The organism is Pantoea sp. alder81 (assembly GCF_020179835.1).
In the GTDB taxonomy this organism is placed as follows: Bacteria; Pseudomonadota; Gammaproteobacteria; order Enterobacterales; family Enterobacteriaceae; genus Pantoea.
The window spans coordinates 878,289-894,668 of record NZ_JAIUDA010000001.1 but is presented as its reverse complement, the minus strand read 5'-3'; the positions used below and the strand labels follow the sequence as shown (position 1 = coordinate 894,668).

Here is a 16,380-nt window from a genome sequence, read left to right as displayed (position 1 = left end):
GCCATTCCTATTTATTGAGGGTTTGTGACAGCGTCGGAAGGTCATCCAGCGCTGCGCCCTTTATTTTCAGAGACAGAGAAACATTACGATGAAGCACAATACTGATCGCGGCCAGTAAAGCGGGTAGAGCAAGAATATAGAAAATTGCCGACTGCGCCGGGAATGCGCCCATCAGCAATCCGCCAATCGAAGAACTCAGGATCGCACCGGTGCGGCCAATGCCGTGCATCCAGCTCACCCCGGTGGCGCGCATTTCAGTAGGGTAATAAGCAGGAGAATAAACCTGCAGACCATTCTGTGCGCCATTAATACACATGCCGATAATGAAAATGAATATGCCCAACGCCACCCCGGTAAACGCGAAGATGCCCTGTGCTAACAAGCAGAGACAACCCAGCAGATAGACCACGCCAATTACCACTCTCGCGTTGCACTTATCCATCAATGCACCGACCAGAATACCGCCAAGTGGTCCGCCTAACTGGAATAATCCCGCCAGAATCGCCGCTTGTTCAAGGGAAATGCCGCCCGAACGCATAATGGTCGGCAGCCAGCCGTTGAGCAGATAAATCACAAACAGCCCCATGAAATATGTCACCCACAGAATGATCGTGCCGCGGGCAAAACCGTGGTGGAAGAGCTGGGAAATGGTGCTGTTGCGATTGATCCGGGGAGAGTTGAGCACGAACGCCGTATCCTGCTGAAACTGGCCGCCCATGCGATTAAGCAGCGCGGCAATCTGCACGCGTGGTGCCCGGCGCACCACCAAATTCAACGCAGATTCAGGTAGCAGATAACTTAATAAGGGCAACAGAAGCAGCGGCAGTGCACCGCCGAAAATGAGCACAGCATTCCAGTGATAGTGCGCCAGCAATCCCGCGGCGATAAAGCCACCCAGCCCGGAACCGATATTAAAACCGCTGAACATCAGGGTAATCATCACGCCTTTGCGACGCTCAGGCATATATTCTGCCAGCAGCGTGACACAGTTGGGCATGACTGCGCCCAGCCCGAGTCCGGCAATGAATCGTATCATCGCCATTTGCAGCGGCGTGGTGGCGAAGGCGCAGATCAGACTGAAAGCGGAGAACATCAGTACCGCGAGCAGGATGATTTTTTTACGGCCAAAGCGATCGGATAAGGGACCGGCGATCAGTGCGCCAATCGCCACGCCAAACATCGCCGCGCCCAGAATCGGCCCCATCGCGGCGCGTGAGATATGCCACTGCTCTATCAGCGCCGGCGCAATAAATCCCATCACGGCGGCATCGTAACCGTCGAACATAATGATGATCAGGCAGAGGAATAACACGCGCCATTGAAAGGCCGAAATGGGTCGTGAATCAATCCAGGCTTTGATGTCGACCAGCTTATTTGTATTCATACGTTCGCTCTCTCTACGGGCACGCAAAGTCTATTGAATGACAAGTCATGATTAACTCATCCAGCTCCACGGTAAGCACCGTGCCGCAGGCTGTCTGTCAAAAAAGGCTTTTAGCGGTATGAGTTACGTTTATATTGTGAGCGAGTTGTCATAATCCACGGTGTAAATGCGGGTTTGTGCTGCCCGGTGGAAAGGGGGTATGGGTAAACGGCGTACTAACATTGTATGAATTTCGTTTAGGTCGCTGTTGTATGAGCTTCGGCGTTGATGCACTTAATCAGTGCCAGCGTGGCCGGGGAATGCAGCGCACCCGCGCGCAATGTGATGCCAATATCACGATGCGTATCGGGCAGAGTGAAGGATAAAGGTTTGAGCGTGCCCGACTTCAATTCGTACTCCAGTTGGTGCCATGACACGGCTGCCACCATGTCGGAGTCCATTAATAAGCCGCGCACGATCGCCAGGTCACCGCTCTCCACCACGGGTTTGGGTGCCGGAATGTGCAACGTGGCAAGGGCGTGTTCTAACAGATGGCGGGCCGGGCTGTTTTCACGTGGCAGAATCCACTGTGTGTCGGCGAGATCGGCAGCGGTTAACGTTCGACCGGCTAACGGGTGTTGTGGCCTGGCGAGCAGCACCAGTTCTTCGCTAAACAGTCGGCGATTATCGATATCAGTGACGTTGCTGTCATGACGCAAGGCACCGACAATCAGGTCAACGTCGCCTGCGCGGAGTTCGGTAATCAGCGTGCTAAAGGCACTTTCATTGGTCACGACCTTGATCGCCGGATGTGCCGTCACCAGGCGGGTGATCGCGCGGGGCAATAACACACTGCGACACAATGGCAGGGCACCAATATGCACGGTGCCCTGCAAAACCCCTTGCTGTGCGGCAAGATCTTCCGGGATATGGCGAATTTCATTCAGGGCGCGGCTGACATGTGGCGCCATTTCACGTGCGGCGGCCGTCGGCTGCATACCTCGCGGGGAGCGCTGGAACAGCACAATATTGGCTCCTTTCTCCAGCACCTTGAGCGCGGCACTGACGGCGGGCTGGCTGATATCCAGCGAGCTGGCCACGCTTTGCGTGTGCTGCAAATGAAACAGCCGTAAAAATATCTGCAGGCGTCTGACGTTGAACAACCAAATCGGTTCGGCGTCATCACGCATAGATTCGCGCTGTTTAAACCGGGCGAGAAGTGCGGGTATCTGTTTGAGTTCCTGAAGGGCGCGCTGGGCGCGGGGCAGCACGCATTTTCCCTTCTCGGTAAGCAGCATCCCGCTGGCATGACGTTCAAACAAAGGCGTCGCCAGAGTGTGTTCCAGATCACGTATCGATCGCGTTACTGCCGATTGCGTGCGAAATAAATCTCCTGCAGCTTCCGAGACAGTTCCCCGTTCGGCAATCATACAAAGTGACCTTAGCTGCATGATTTTAATGTGGTTACCGTCTTCACTTTCCAGCATGCCTTCTGCTCCTGATCCTCTGATAGTGATCACAACATAAATAAAAATCATAGCTCGTACAATGAAAGGCATTATTCGGCCTGGATGCTGCGTGTCAGGATGAAAAAAACGCAACAGAAGGGGAACACAATGGAAAACGCAGTGAAAAAGAGTGCTCTGGTGGTCAGTGCCCATTCAGCTGACTTTGTCTGGCGCGCAGGCGGTGCCATCGCTTTACACAGTGCGAGCGGCTATGACGTACACGTTGTCTGCCTCTCTTACGGGGAGCGCGGTGAGTCGGCAAAACTGTGGCGCAAAGGCAACATGACCGAGCAGACCGTGAAGCAGCATCGACAGGCCGAGGCCGAACGGGCAGCGGATGTGTTAGGTGCGAGCATTGAGTTCTTCGATCTTGGCGATTATCCCCTACGCGCAGATAAGGAAACGCTGTTCCGCCTGGCCGATGTGTTTCGCCGCGTGCAGCCACACTTTGTTCTGACGCACTCGATTGCCGATCCTTATAACTACGATCATCCACTGGCGGCAAATCTTACGCAGGAAGCGCGCATCATTGCGCAGGCAGAAGGGTATCGTCCGGGAGAACCGATTATCGGCGCACCGCCGGTTTACTGTTTTGAACCGCATCAACCTGAACAATGCTTGTGGAAACCGGATGTGCTGCTGGATATCACCCCGGTTTGGGAAAAGAAATACCAGGCGATTCAGTGTATGGCCGGTCAGGAACACCTGTGGGAATACTACACCCGCGTGGCATTGCAGCGCGGTGTTCAGGCCAAACGTAATACGGGGATTGCTTCGACGCGTGTCATCACCCACGGCGAAGGCTATCAAAGCCTGTTCCCACGGGTAACGGAGGATCTCTCATGATCGCGGTGAACCAGAAAGGCATCGTTGTCACGCAGATTGAGCGGGCCGATTCTGCTCTGATTGCGCAGTTTGCTCACGCCGGAGTGGCGACCGTCCACGAAGCGCAACAGCGGCAAGGTCTGCTTGATGTGCGGATACGGCCGATCCAGCAGGGCAGCTCGATCGCCGGCAGTGCCGTCACGGTGCTGGTTTCTCCCGGTGATAACTGGATGTTTCATGTGGCCGTGGAACAGTGTCGGCCGGGCGATGTGCTGCTGGTGGCGCCGACCTCGGATTGCCATGACGGCTTTTTCGGTGATCTGCTGGCCACCTCGCTTAAAGCGCGCGGCGTAGTGGCGCTGGTGGGTGATATCGGTATCCGTGACAGCCAGACCCTGCGTGAAATGGGTTTCCCGGTCTGGTCGCGAGCGGTGTTTGCTCAGGGAACGGTAAAAGCCACGCTGGGCTCGGTGAACGTGCCAATTATCTGTGCCGGCCAGCTGGTGTATCCCGGCGATATTGTGGTCGCCGATGACGACGGCGTGGTGATTGTGCCGCGAGCGGATGCGAACACCGTTGCCAAGGCAACCCAACAGCGGGTCGCCAATGAGGAGAGTAAACGAGTAAGACTGGCTGCCGGGGAACTTGGGCTGGATATTTATCAGATGCGTGGCACATTAGCGGAGAAGGGATTGCGCTATGTCGATTCACTGGATGCCTTGCAAAAGAGTACGTTATGAAACAGACGCTGATACCCTGCGTGTTGATGCGAGGCGGCACCTCTAAAGCCGCCTGTTTCCTTGCCAGCGATCTGCCGGAAGCGGGACCGCAGCGAGACCGCGTGTTGCTGGCCGTCATGGGTTCACCGGATCCCCGTCAAATTGATGGCATTGGCGGAGCCGATCCGCTGACCAGCAAAGTCGCGATTATCTCACCTTCGACGCGGCCTGATGCGGATGTCGATTACCTGTTTGCACAGGTTAACGTGGATAAAGCGGTGGTCGATTATGGACAGAACTGTGGCAATATCCTTGCCGCGGTGGCGCCCTTTGCAATAGAGAAAGGCCTGATAAGCGCGCAGGATGACATCACGCGCGTGCGCATCTTTATGGTCAACACCGGGCAAATCGCGGTGGCGCAACTCGCCACGCCTGATGGCATGGTGGAATATCAGGGCGATACGCAGATAGACGGCGTGCCCGGTTTTGGCGCAGAGCAAATTCTGCAATTCGAGGATATCGCCGGTTCCAGCTGCGGATCGCTGTTGCCGACCGGAGAGGCGCGTAATCGTTTTGACGGGATTGAGGTGACCTGCATTGATAACGGTATGCCCGTGGTGATCCTGCGTGCTGAGGATGTGGGATGCACTGGACAGGAAACCCGCGAGCAGCTGGAAAGCAACGCCGGGTTAAAAGCCCGTCTGGAATCCATCCGCCTGCAAGCCGGTCCGCTGATGAACCTTGGAGATGTGACCAAACGAACCGTGCCGAAAATGACTTTGATTGCGCCACCCGCTAATGGCGGTGCACTCTCCACGCGGACATTTATTCCCCATCGCTGTCACGCTTCTATTGGTGTACTGGGTGCGGTGAGTGTGGCCACAGCCTGCCTGATCCCCGGTTCCGTGACGCAGGGAATCGCGCAGATTACCGATGCCAGGCAGCAGCGTCTGGCGGTAGAGCATCCCAGCGGCGAGATTAGCGTGATGCTGACCTGTGATGAGGCAGGGAAGGTGACGCAAAGCGGCTTGATACGCACGGCACGACTGTTATTTGACGGACGGGTCGCCATTCCAGCCTCACGCTAAAACACGAAATACCCTGCACGCTGACGTTCTCCTGTGCTGACAACTTTATGGGTTGCCGGCATTTTCCATTCGCTCGCAAAACTCTTCGTTTCCACGCGTAACTTCATGCTTCCACTCACACTGCCTGGCCAGCCCCTTATTTGCCTTAAATTAATGTCGGCTAATTCATTATTAATGTGACAAGTGTGCGCACGGTGTGTCTTTAATGTTACGAGTCGGTATATTTAATAGCGAGATTTTTAAAGATTTAAAGGCGCAGGAATTAAGTGTTCTGAAAGTGATAATTGTTTTTTGTTTGTTAAATTAAATCGCTCGAGCTGTTATTAAAATACAATAACTCAATGCTTGTTAAAATTCCGTATTATTGATGTTGACCGTATGTCTACGGTAATTGTAACCCTGCTAAATAATAAGATAATCGCATCATTGCGGGATGAACGCTGATGATTTCTCCCTTCAATGCAACATGATTAACGCTCAAAACCCCGCTAAAACCTTGAATTAAGTTGATAAAAATCAAAGATTATTCATAAATTAACTGCCTGATTACATTTAATTCACATGAAAATCATTCATTTATACAGCGAATTTTTTCTTTTTGTTACAAGTTACCCCTTTAATTAGGATGCCTTTGTGTAAACGAAAATATAGAATAATTTACAGAAAAATTCTTATTACGAGCCGTGTCGATACCTACGCCTGCAAGTGTTATCGACAGACATTTCGTTAACAATCATGATTTATTTTCCCCGTTCTTTCTCCGGAACGAACGCCGAAGTGAATATCCTATTTTCCAGTCGTCACCTGTCTGGAAAATAAACTGTGGTTGTTGCTCGTAGTTAAGAGAAAGACGACAGTGCGGTACCGATTTCAACTTGTTATGCACGAGCTTGCTTCATCTCACTCCATAACATGTGAAACGGCGCTGGATTGCCGTTAACTAACTCGGTCACTCAAAAAAAGAAGATAGTCATGTTAAGTAACGATCTTACATCGCTGATCACGCGTATTGACTTCGCGCTAATTTCATCTATTCACATCATTTTTCCCCCGCTAACCATTGGACTGGCTGCACTGTTGTTCATCTCTGAACTGATGTGGGTCAGGAAGCAAGATGAGAAGTGGTATCGCCTGTGTCGCTTCTTTGAAAAGCTGTTTATCGTTAACTTCGGTGCTGGCGTGGCAACCGGTGTCACCATGGAAATGGCCTTTGGTATTCTTTATGGCCGCTTCTCGCAGGCTGCCGGCCCGTTCTTTGGTCAGGTGCTCGGCTATGAGACCATCACTGCCTTTATGTATGAAGCCGGCTTTATCGGACTGATGATCTTTGGCTGGGGCAAGATCAGTAAAGGGATGCACCTGTTTGCGACCTTTAACGTGGCGCTCTCTTCGACGCTTTCTGCGATGTGGATCCTGGTGGCTAACTCCTGGATGCAGACACCGACTGGCGTTGAGCTGCATAACGGCATCTTTATTGTGACCGACTGGCTGGCCGCACTGTTTAACCCGAATGCGCGCAGTGCTTTCCCGCATATGCTGCTGGCGAGCTTCGAGCTCTCGCTGTGCTTCGTGGTGGCCACCTGCGCCTGGTATGTCCTGAAACAGCGTCATGTTGATCTGTTCCTGAAGCCGCTGAAGTATTCACTGATGGCGCTGGCCGTGGTTGCCGCCGTTCAGATCTATATGGGTGACGTGCTGGGTGAAGCCACGCTGGAACATAAACCGGCCGCGCTGGCAGCGATGGAAGGGCACTACGATACCTATGATTCTGCGGGTAACGTCAACAGTGCCTGGCACATCCTGGGTTGGCCAAACAAAGAAGGCACCGGCCTCGCATGGTCAATCGACATTCCGCACGGTTTAAGCCTGATTGAAACCAAAACCTGGAACGGTACGGTAACGGGCCTGAACAGCTTCCCGAAAGATCAGCAACCGCCTGTGGTATTACCGTTCTACGCCTTCCGCGCCATGTCGGGTGCTGCGGGTGCCATGCTGCTGGTTAGCCTTTGGGGCGTCTGGCTGATTGCACGTCGTCGCATGACCACTGAGCTGGCTCCGCGCAATAAGCTGTTCCTGGCGCTGGCCGTTATCATGGTAGTCCTGCCTTATATCGCAGTGATTGCGGGCTGGTGGACGCGCGAAATTGGCCGTCAGCCATGGATCGTATATGGCCTGATGCGCACCGAAGACGGCATGAGCCCGATGACCATGGGTCTGGCGATCTTCTGGCTGGTGGGCTTCGCTATCTTTGAAACCGCTGTGGTGGCGGGCACCATCTGGTTCCTGGCAAAAGTGGTGCGTATGGGACCAGATTTGACCAGCAAAATACCGGGCGAAGGGCACGAGCATTTAGGTCACCTTGATATGCCTGCCAGTGGTCATGCTGACCATCCTGAATATATCCGTCCGGTTTGATGGGAGAAGAAATCCATGGACATGCTTAACTCGACTCAGCACTTCCTGATCATCGCCTGGTGGTTAGCATTTGGTATCAGCGTTCTTTTATATATCGCACTGGATGGTGCCGACCTGGGGGCGGGGATCTTCTCGCTCTTCGTCCGCGACCATGACGAGCGCGGTGCCATTATGTCGGCGATGGCCGGCACCTGGGATGCCAATGAAACCTGGCTGATTGTCGCCGGCGGTATTATGTTCGGCACCTTCCCGTTTGTGTACGGTTCGGCCTTTAGCTACCTGATGGTTCCGATGTCGCTGGTGCTTTGGGGCATTATGTCCCGCGCCGTGGCACTGGAGTTCCGTCATCTGGCTTCGCCATTCTGGCAGAAGTTCTCAGACGGCATCTTCGGCGTCGCCAGCCTCGCCGTCACCTTCTTTGGTGGAATGTGCGTGGGCGCATTGCTGCAAGGTTTCCAGATGGATTCTCCTGCACAGGGTGTTCCGACCTACGTGGGTGGCGCATTTAACTTCATCTCCGCTTTCTCCATCTGGACCGGTGTGGCTTCTTGTGTCGCCATGACGCTGGCTGGCGTATTGTTCGTGCGTGCTCGCTTCGAGAAAAACGAACCGATTCGTCAGGACGCTGCTCGCTGGACCGCGGTAATTTTCTGGCTAGCCATCGCCGCCGTGGTGATTACCTGGGTATGGAGTGCAGTGATCTTTGACTGGGCACGTACGAAATGGTTTGGTCCTCACTTCTGGATCTGGGGCTTGTTTGGTCTGATTGCGCTGGTGTGTATCGACCAGGTTCGTCGTGACACCCTGAAGGACAAAGATTTCGCCGCGGTGTTGTGGTTCAATGGCGCTGCGTTCATTCTGGGCTTTGGTATGCTGCTGACCATGTTCCCATGGATTGTGCCAGGCACCTGGACCATCTGGGCGGGCGCCAGTCCACAGGTTTCGCTGATTACCTTCACCATGACCATGGGTGGGTTTGTACCGGTAATGCTGATGTACAACTGGTATCAGATCTGGGTATTCCGCGGCCGTATCTCCAAGCTGGTTGGTCACGGGGGTCACTAAGACATCATGTCTGCTAGCTCTCCTCCTGGTAGAATAGCTGCCCGCCTGGCAGAACGTTGGCTTTCGAGCCTGCGTCGCCAGGCGGGCGGGTTATTTTCACTGTCCATCAGTATGGCGGCGCTCAATGCCATACTGATGATTGCACAGTGCTGGCTGTTAGCCTGGCTGATCAGTAACGCTGTCCTCGGCGGTAAAAACTTCACTGCGCTGTTGCCATATCTCTTATTGCTGCCGGTTGTGATGTTACTGCGCTCAGGTATCGATATCCTGCGTCAAGGCTTTGCATTCGAAGCGTCCGCGCGCATCCGCCAGGGTCTGCGCGGCATGTTGTTAGACCGCATCGCCACACTGGGTCCGGCATGGAGCCAGAATCAACGTACGGGCAGTATCGCCAGCTCGCTTGGCGAAGGCGTCGAAGCTATCGAAGCCTATTTTTCCGGTTTTCTTCCGCAAAAAATCATCATCGGCATTGTGCCGCTTGCCATTTTGGTGGCGCTTTTTCCTTTTGATTGGGTTTCCGGCTTGATCATGCTCATCACCGCACCGCTGGTGCCGCTGTTCATGATCGTGGTAGGAAAGGGCGCGGAGAAAATGAGCCTGAAGCAGTGGCACAAACTCAGCCTGATGAGTGCGCACTTCTTTGATGTGATTGCTGGCCTGACAACATTACGTCAGAGCAATGCGGCGCGTCGGCAAGCGAACATTATCGCGGCGATCTCGGACAGCTATCGCCAGACCACCATGAAGGTGTTGCGACTGGCATTCCTTTCATCATTGGTGCTGGAATTTTTTGCCACCATCAGCACCGCAATGGTGGCGGTGTATGTGGGATTCCGTCTGTTCTATGGCGAGATGGGCTTTCTGCCAGGGCTGTTTGCCTTGTTGCTGGCACCGGAATTTTTCCGTCCGCTGCGCGATTTGGGCACGCATTACCATGCCCGTATGGATGCGATTGGCGCGACGGAAGGTTTACTGGCGATCCTGAATGCGGAAGCGCCTGAATCGCCAGAGGGTCATGACGTGCTTCCGGCGAAACCGCGTGAAATCAACGTCGAAGGCGTTAGCTACCAGTATGAAGAGGGTGGCGGTGTCACGGATGTTTCCTTTACTTTGCGTAGCGGGGAAACACTGGCAATCGTCGGCACCAGCGGTGCCGGTAAAACCACCTTATCGCGAATGCTACTGGGCTTTATCTCGCCCAACTCAGGGCGCATCGTCATTGATGGCAAGGATCTTTCTTCATTAGATCTTCCCGCATGGCAGCAGCAGATTGGCTGGCTCCCGCAGCGGCCCACTCTGTTTGCCGGTTCGATTGCTGAAAATATCCTGTTGTCGCGTTCGGGTATCAGCCAGGCGGAGGTTGAAGCAGCGGCACAGCTGGCTCAGGCTGACACGTTTATCCATTCATTGCCGGCGCAATATGATTACCGCCTGGGCGACGGTGGAAAAGGGCTGTCCGGTGGGCAGATTCAGCGTATTGCGATGGCACGTGCTGTATTGAGTGCGCCAGCCGTAGTGGTTCTCGATGAACCCACTGTGGCGCTGGATCGCCAGACGGCACAGAAGATGATTGCCGCTTTGGGTGACTCATTACCGGATAGCGCACGCTTGATCATCACCCACGATACGGAGATCGCCGCTACGGCTGACCGAGTCATCGTGCTGGAGAAAGGGCGGGTGGTTGAATCGGGGACGCCGCAGGCATTGCGCGACCACGCTGGCGTATTCGCGGAACTCGAACGCCTGCAAAAAGGAGATCTCGCATGAATGATCTTTGCCATCTCCTGCGCCTGGCGCGGCCATGGCGTTTACGCATGGCGGTGGGGATTTTGCTCTCTGTGATTGTGATTCTCTCCAACGTTGCGCTGCTCGCCTTATCCGGCTGGTTCATCACTTCCATGGCGCTGGCTGGCGTAGGCTCACTGGCTCTGGAGTTTTTCACTCCGGCGGCGGCGATTCGTGGGCTCGCGGTATTACGTACCTTCGCGCGTTATCTGGAAAGACTGGTGACGCACGACGCAACCTTGCGCTTGTTGTCGGTTTTACGCGTCTGGTTCTATCAGCAGTTAGCGGATCTTGCGCCCGCGCGACTGCAGGATTTCCGTGATGGGGATGTGCTGGCGCGTTTTCGTGCTGATATTGACAGCCTCGACAACTTCTATCTACGCATTCTGACCCCAGCGATTGCAGGGCTGATCTCGGCGCTGATTATTTTGGCCGGGATTTGCTGGTTCTCACCTTCAGTGGCAATCATTGATGCCGTGGTGTTGATACTTGCGGGCGTGGTTGTGCCATGGATTGTGGCATCGTTGACGCAAGCCAGTGGCAACCAGATTGCCACCGTGCGTTCATCCGTTCAGGCTGCATCCACCGATTTGGTACGTGGATTAGCAGAGTTACAGATGGTCGGCGCCGTTAGTCATCAAACCGATCATTTGCGCCAGCTTTCTCAGCAACTGATCAGCGCACAGCGTCGGCAAGCCTGGATCAGCGCCAGCGGCGGGGCGATCTGCGCCTTAATGGGACAGCTCGGGTTATTTTTCGCGTTTATCCTGCTCTTCAACACCGGGCACGCGAGCGGCATTTCTGCCAGTGAAATCGTGATGTTGCTGTTCACCATACTGGCGAGCACTGAAGCGGTGGCTGGATTGCCTGCTGCCTTTGCTGCACTCGGCACTACGCGTGAAGCGGCACGCCGTCTGTTCTCCATGACGGAGTTGACACCGGCGATCGTCTTGCCTGAAACCAGCCCGATACCGGAAAGCAGCGAATTATCATTTGCTGCTGTGACAATGCGTTACACGCCTGATGCGCCTAAGGTACTGGATAAGCTGAGCTTTACCGTGCCCGTCGGCCATTGTCTGGCGATTTTGGGACCTAGCGGAGCGGGTAAAACTACCGTACTGAATCTGGTGCAAGGATTCTGGGAAACAACAGCTGGAGATGTGTCTATTGGTGGTCGCCCGGTCAGGACGCTTTCAGAAGATACGTTGCGTCAGATGATTTCGGTGGTTGGCCAGAAAACCTATCTCTTTAACGCGTCGATTCGAGACAACCTGCGGCTGGTTTCACCGGATGCGGATGACGAGACATTATGGGATGCACTGGCACGTGCTGCCTTAGACGAAGAAGTCCGTGCATTTCCGCTGGGGCTCGATACCCTGGTGGGCGAGTTAGGAGGGCGTCTGTCTGGTGGTCAAGCCCGCCGGATTGGGATTGCCCGCGCTTATCTTTCCCACGCGCCGATCGTACTGCTGGATGAACCCACCGAAGGGTTAGACGCAGTGAATACGGAATTGGTACTTAACTGCTTGAAAGAACTCATTAAGGGTAAAACCACGTTGCTGGTGACCCATCAGATTCAGCCACTTTCTCTAGCGGATAGTCGGTTACTGCTCGACAGATAATAACAAGAGCAGGGATCTGTTTTTTGGTTTATTTACATCTGCTTAGGGTCAATCTGAGCAGATGCTTAATCAATACAATAATAAAACTTGTGAGATAACTGACCAGGGATCACCATGGATAAAATGACAAACTCCAAAACCCGACGAAAGCATATTCGTTTCCCACATCTGCTGATTGATCAGATCGAAGAGAGTATGAAGAGCGAAAACATTCAAAACTTCTCAGCCTGGGTAGTTGAAGCTTGCCGTTTGAAAGCGCGGGATGCAGGCAACGAAAAGAAGTAGTTTTCAATTTCCCGTCAGTGGCAGGTCATCTTCGCTGGCGTGTTGCAGACGGGAAATCCAATCTGGTTTAAATCCTTCAAATTTCATCTCACATAAGTGTTCCGCGCTAGAAACAGCAGCGCCAGTAGAACGCAACACAGCATATTCAGCTCAACAAAACACAGGCATATTCGAGGCGGTCATCTTAAGTTAGCCAGATAATCAAAGGGCGCATAATGTATATTATGTTAAATAAGGCATCTGAAGGCGCACTCCAGACTGCGCTGGGCTATCTCCTACTGATATTTGATTGCGTTGCACTAAATTGCTAATGCCCCGTACTGACGTAAACGACTTCCGTTTCTCACTTGTCTTCACTTCTCAGCCGTTCACATCGTAAATGGCTCATCCTGGGCTTTACCGCTCAACTCATTCTGCAGCGATACGAGTAACGACAATAACCGCTCGCTCGCATAAGTGATGAATTCCTTGCGCCCTAATGTCCGGTCAAAAACCTGCTGTGGCAGGAATCTTTTCATCTCATTGTAAAAGCGTCCATCACCTACGATTGTTCCAACGCTTTGGATACGTTGTGACAGCAACGCTTCATAGTCAGGAATCTTATAGTCATTAATTTTTTTCCTCACTAAATCAATTTCATAAACAGCATTCTGCTGTAGTAACCAAGGCAAATCCCATAAATCGCGGTAACGAATATACCTGGTGGTTGCAGCTAATGAGATGAGCTTATCACTCATGATTTCGTCGAGAGATTCACACATAACCAGCGTATCGCTGTAACCATCAGGCAAAACGCTGTAATTGCGTGTCAATGACAACGGCTTTCTGGTATATGCAGGAATATTAGCGATTTCGATCTTGATACGTTGTTTCGGCATATCTCGTCTTTCTGGTGCTGTGGTTACTGACACCTGCCATTTATCAATTCGAATCTCTTCGTAACCGGGTTCATTCCTTAACTCAGCGGGTTCTTTCACCGCAACTTCTAATCCATACCGAGTGCCAAGGTAATCCTCGATACAGCTTTTAAGATTTTTAAGATCCGTGCCAGAAAAACCAATTCCACCTGCAAAATCAAGGTCTTCGCTAAAGCGATTGCCGCCATAGCACAGCCTCAATGAGGTACCGCCCTGGAATGTAAGGTCCTGCAGTAATCCTTCTCTATCCAGGCAAAATAGAATGTCGTAATGCAGTAGCTCTTTCTCAACCACATTTCGCATACCATCAAGTTCAGCTGACTCCATGGCTTGACCCACCAAATCGGCAAAATTAACCCTCTGATTCATTCTGGAGCTCCGTTGTATCGACCAGATGCAGGTTACGCCCTACCCGCCGCAAATCTCTAAGTGCTGTCTTCATCGTTGCCTGACGTAAAGGCGAGTCACCGATGTATGTGTCTTGCAAAATCTGTTCGGGAGAACGCTTGGTGTGCGTAAACTCAATGACGCCATAGGGCGTTTTATGTTCTTCAGAACGTCCAGTGGTCATCACTGTAATTCTGCTCATTGGAATCTGTGAGATAGCACCATAAGCAGATAACGCTGATTCCAGACTGAGATAGTTGTATTCCCCTCTACGCAGCGCCAATACCACCCTTTCAAGCGTGTAGGCATCTTTACTTCTGGCTAAGGCGTAAACATAAACGCCTCGAATAGCACGTGTAAGGATGCCGTCTTTTACTAGTCGATTTAAACCTGCTTTAAGGGTTTTCGCGCTATCTTCAAAAAAAATTTTGGCTAAATCCCGAAGAGTAAAGACATAGCGTCCTCTCTTATCAAACAGGTTCAGCTGCATAATAGCCGTCATTCTGTTCATAATTAAGTCTACACAAAGGCCAATAAAAGATGACTTATATGTAAACATAATCACATCCAAAACGTCAAGTGCACATGAAAACACCATATGTGTAGCCTTCATGTAGACTTACTTGATAGTCGATGCTCATGTTTAATATCACTGAGGTATTCACCTCAACCTCCATGAATCGCTTAAAATACCGACAAAAAAAGGCATCGCTACGTCAATAATCAGTAGCAATCCCACACGCGTAATCTCAGAATTCACGTAGCGACGTCAGCCAATATTGCTTTCAGTCAACTTTTAACCCGTCAGCGCGTCTGATTTCGATAGGATTCTCAGCCGTCAGCTCAGGCGTTTTTCCTGCCATCAACTACAGTTAACTGATTCAAACCTCAATAAAAAACAACATCATGCCCTTTTCTCTCACCACACATCTGTTCGCGCGGCTGCGTCTATTGATCTCGATTGTTGCCGGTGTTGTCTGCTATTTATTGCTGCCTGTAAAATTGGGAGAACTGCAACGCGTATTGATTGGCTGGAATGTGCTGGCGTGGCTTTATCTGTGGTTTATCTGGTTTCGCATGCTGCGTACCGATGCAGGTGAAATCAAGCGTATCGCTCAGATGCAAGATCAGAGCGCTGCGTTGGTTCTTGGCATGGTCATTGTGGCCTGCATGATCAGCATCGTGGCGATCATGAGTGAGCTTCCGGCTCTCAAACATCTCACCGGCACACCGCGTGTATTGCATCTGCTGCTGACCGCCATGACGTTGATTGTCTCATGGGCATTACTGCCGAGTTCGTTCGCCATGCATTACGCACATCAACATTACTTGCAGCGTAGTCAGGATGTCACACCGATGATATTCCCAGAAAAACCGGACGAACCGGCGTACTGGGATTTTCTCTATTTCTCATTCACCATCGCAGTCGCATCACAAACCGCTGATGTGGCAACGGGCACCACCGAAATGCGTAAGCTGGCGCTGCTGCAATCGGTGATCTCGTTTATTTTCAATCTGGCCATTCTGGGATTGTCGGTGAATGTGGGGGCCGGATTGCTGAGTTAGCGCTTAGCGACGCCCTTTATTAATGGTTGCGGACCAGTTGAAGTCACTGACCTCACTGGCAGACTGCGCTTCAGGTTTCTTACGGCGCGTCGGTGTCTTTTTCGCTTTGTCCGCTTTGGCTTTTTCTTTGGCTAACTTAATGGTCATGACTTGCTGACGCGCATCTGCGGTATATTCTTTCTCTTTTTTCGCATCAGGCTCTTTACCACTGCGCTGGCGATGTTTTTCCATTAACCCTTTGAAGATTTCATCCACTTCAATTCGCTCAGCTTCATTAAACTGGTCGATTGAAATCATTTTCTTATCGCTCATCGCGTTATTTCCTCAGTAAATGGCTAAGCTCAAGTCTACACCATTGCTGCCGGCGCGGCTTTCTTGTAATCTTGCCCGCCAATCATCCGCCTGCAAATTAGGACGTAACATGACCACTCACTCTTCTAAAGATCCCATGCACGGCGTGACGCTGGAAATGATTATTAATGCGTTAGTGGCGCGTTATGGCTGGGTCGAACTCAGTAAACTTATCAATATCAACTGCTTCAAAAGCGATCCTAGCGTAAAATCCAGCCTCAAATTCCTGCGCCGCACGCCATGGGCACGTTCTGAAGTGGAAGCACTCTACCTCGACTCTCTCGAGGAACCCACCAAACAAGATTCGGTAGATAGCGATTTTAACCCCTGGACTCAGGGCCAAAAATAAACACAGCGGCTAACCTTCTCCTCGCCCTTTCATTTTGATGACAACCTTGCCAGCGTCATCACAATTTCCAATGACCGGCTGCCTTGTAACTTCGTTTATCGCGTGACAATATCGATACATGTATATACATGTATC

Annotated in this window: 15 protein-coding genes; 10 read left to right on the top strand and 5 right to left on the bottom strand. The window is 52.1% G+C overall.

Annotation, left to right across the window (positions count from 1 at the left end; all coding sequences use genetic code 11):
* Positions 1-7: 7 nt before the first annotated feature.
* A complete protein-coding gene (locus LBW88_RS04245; protein WP_224928327.1) occupies positions 8-1,384 on the bottom strand; it encodes an MFS transporter in 1,377 nt (458 codons plus the stop codon).
* A gap of 236 nt (positions 1,385-1,620) precedes the next feature.
* Entirely contained in the window at positions 1,621-2,850 is a 1,230-nt protein-coding gene (locus LBW88_RS04240; protein ID WP_224928329.1) for a LysR family transcriptional regulator, read from the bottom strand.
* A gap of 129 nt (positions 2,851-2,979) precedes the next feature.
* Between LBW88_RS04240 and LBW88_RS04235 the strand changes: the two genes are divergently transcribed.
* From LBW88_RS04235 to LBW88_RS04200, 8 genes are all read left to right on the top strand, one after another.
* Complete coding sequence (locus LBW88_RS04235; RefSeq protein WP_224928333.1) at positions 2,980-3,717, top strand: PIG-L deacetylase family protein; 738 nt, start codon at positions 2,980-2,982, stop codon at positions 3,715-3,717.
* Positions 3,714-4,436, top strand: a complete 723-nt coding sequence (locus LBW88_RS04230; protein WP_224928336.1) for a 4-carboxy-4-hydroxy-2-oxoadipate aldolase/oxaloacetate decarboxylase — start codon at positions 3,714-3,716, stop codon at positions 4,434-4,436. Before LBW88_RS04235 ends, LBW88_RS04230 begins: the two co-directional genes overlap by 4 nt.
* The gene (locus tag LBW88_RS04225) at positions 4,433-5,503 is read left to right on the top strand and encodes a 4-oxalomesaconate tautomerase (protein ID WP_224928339.1); all 1,071 of its coding nucleotides are present in this window, start codon (positions 4,433-4,435) and stop codon (positions 5,501-5,503) included. Before LBW88_RS04230 ends, LBW88_RS04225 begins: the two co-directional genes overlap by 4 nt.
* Positions 5,504-6,475: 972 nt before the next feature.
* Positions 6,476-7,918 (top strand): cytochrome ubiquinol oxidase subunit I, encoded by a 1,443-nt coding sequence (locus LBW88_RS04220; protein ID WP_224928342.1) that lies wholly within the window; start codon positions 6,476-6,478, stop codon positions 7,916-7,918.
* Between the two features lie 15 nt (positions 7,919-7,933).
* Positions 7,934-8,983, top strand: a complete 1,050-nt coding sequence (locus LBW88_RS04215; protein ID WP_224928345.1) for a cytochrome d ubiquinol oxidase subunit II — start codon at positions 7,934-7,936, stop codon at positions 8,981-8,983.
* Between the two features lie 6 nt (positions 8,984-8,989).
* On the top strand, positions 8,990-10,750 hold the full coding sequence (gene cydD, locus LBW88_RS04210) for a thiol reductant ABC exporter subunit CydD (RefSeq protein WP_224928348.1): 1,761 nt from the start codon (positions 8,990-8,992) through the stop codon (positions 10,748-10,750).
* The gene (gene cydC, locus LBW88_RS04205; protein ID WP_224928351.1) at positions 10,747-12,390 is read left to right on the top strand and encodes a thiol reductant ABC exporter subunit CydC; all 1,644 of its coding nucleotides are present in this window, start codon (positions 10,747-10,749) and stop codon (positions 12,388-12,390) included. Before cydD ends, cydC begins: the two co-directional genes overlap by 4 nt.
* Before the next feature lie 114 nt (positions 12,391-12,504).
* A complete protein-coding gene (locus LBW88_RS04200) occupies positions 12,505-12,675 on the top strand; it encodes a YlcI/YnfO family protein (RefSeq protein WP_224928353.1) in 171 nt (56 codons plus the stop codon).
* 368 nt (positions 12,676-13,043) lie between these two features.
* Here the strand turns inward: LBW88_RS04200 and LBW88_RS04195 are convergent, their stop codons facing one another.
* Together LBW88_RS04195 and abiEi are read right to left on the bottom strand one after the other, a co-directional pair.
* Complete coding sequence (locus LBW88_RS04195) at positions 13,044-13,961, bottom strand: nucleotidyl transferase AbiEii/AbiGii toxin family protein (RefSeq protein WP_224928356.1); 918 nt, start codon at positions 13,959-13,961, stop codon at positions 13,044-13,046.
* Positions 13,945-14,490: a type IV toxin-antitoxin system AbiEi family antitoxin gene (abiEi, locus tag LBW88_RS04190; protein WP_224930242.1), complete on the bottom strand. Its 546-nt coding sequence runs from the start codon at positions 14,488-14,490 to the stop codon at positions 13,945-13,947. Before abiEi ends, LBW88_RS04195 begins: the two co-directional genes overlap by 17 nt.
* 395 nt (positions 14,491-14,885) lie before the next feature.
* Here abiEi and LBW88_RS04185 point away from each other — a divergent pair, with 395 nt between their 5' ends.
* The gene (locus LBW88_RS04185) at positions 14,886-15,545 is read left to right on the top strand and encodes a DUF1345 domain-containing protein (RefSeq protein ID WP_224928359.1); all 660 of its coding nucleotides are present in this window, start codon (positions 14,886-14,888) and stop codon (positions 15,543-15,545) included.
* A 3-nt stretch (positions 15,546-15,548) separates the two neighbouring features.
* On the opposite strand, the gene LBW88_RS04180 is transcribed toward LBW88_RS04185, so the two are convergent.
* Positions 15,549-15,857, bottom strand: a complete 309-nt coding sequence (locus tag LBW88_RS04180) for a hypothetical protein (RefSeq protein ID WP_224928362.1) — start codon at positions 15,855-15,857, stop codon at positions 15,549-15,551.
* Between the two features lie 109 nt (positions 15,858-15,966).
* Between LBW88_RS04180 and LBW88_RS04175 the strand changes: the two genes are divergently transcribed.
* The gene (locus LBW88_RS04175; RefSeq protein WP_224928365.1) at positions 15,967-16,245 is read left to right on the top strand and encodes a VF530 family DNA-binding protein; all 279 of its coding nucleotides are present in this window, start codon (positions 15,967-15,969) and stop codon (positions 16,243-16,245) included.
* Positions 16,246-16,380 lie beyond the last annotated feature (135 nt).

Bases quoted from the DNA above. Each gene is read 5' to 3' on its own strand.
- LBW88_RS04245 (WP_224928327.1), bottom strand. From the start codon at position 1,384: ATGAATACAAATAAGCTGGTCGACATCAAAGCCTGGATTGATTCACGA.
- LBW88_RS04240 (WP_224928329.1), bottom strand. From the start codon at position 2,850: ATGCTGGAAAGTGAAGACGGTAACCACATTAAAATCATGCAGCTAAGG.
- LBW88_RS04235 (WP_224928333.1), top strand. From the start codon at position 2,980: ATGGAAAACGCAGTGAAAAAGAGTGCTCTGGTGGTCAGTGCCCATTCA.
- LBW88_RS04230 (WP_224928336.1), top strand. From the start codon at position 3,714: ATGATCGCGGTGAACCAGAAAGGCATCGTTGTCACGCAGATTGAGCGG.
- LBW88_RS04225 (WP_224928339.1), top strand. From the start codon at position 4,433: ATGAAACAGACGCTGATACCCTGCGTGTTGATGCGAGGCGGCACCTCT.
- LBW88_RS04220 (WP_224928342.1), top strand. From the start codon at position 6,476: ATGTTAAGTAACGATCTTACATCGCTGATCACGCGTATTGACTTCGCG.
- LBW88_RS04215 (WP_224928345.1), top strand. From the start codon at position 7,934: ATGGACATGCTTAACTCGACTCAGCACTTCCTGATCATCGCCTGGTGG.
- cydD (WP_224928348.1), top strand. From the start codon at position 8,990: ATGTCTGCTAGCTCTCCTCCTGGTAGAATAGCTGCCCGCCTGGCAGAA.
- cydC (WP_224928351.1), top strand. From the start codon at position 10,747: ATGAATGATCTTTGCCATCTCCTGCGCCTGGCGCGGCCATGGCGTTTA.
- LBW88_RS04200 (WP_224928353.1), top strand. From the start codon at position 12,505: ATGGATAAAATGACAAACTCCAAAACCCGACGAAAGCATATTCGTTTC.
- LBW88_RS04195 (WP_224928356.1), bottom strand. From the start codon at position 13,961: ATGAATCAGAGGGTTAATTTTGCCGATTTGGTGGGTCAAGCCATGGAG.
- abiEi (WP_224930242.1), bottom strand. From the start codon at position 14,490: ATGAACAGAATGACGGCTATTATGCAGCTGAACCTGTTTGATAAGAGA.
- LBW88_RS04185 (WP_224928359.1), top strand. From the start codon at position 14,886: ATGCCCTTTTCTCTCACCACACATCTGTTCGCGCGGCTGCGTCTATTG.
- LBW88_RS04180 (WP_224928362.1), bottom strand. From the start codon at position 15,857: ATGAGCGATAAGAAAATGATTTCAATCGACCAGTTTAATGAAGCTGAG.
- LBW88_RS04175 (WP_224928365.1), top strand. From the start codon at position 15,967: ATGACCACTCACTCTTCTAAAGATCCCATGCACGGCGTGACGCTGGAA.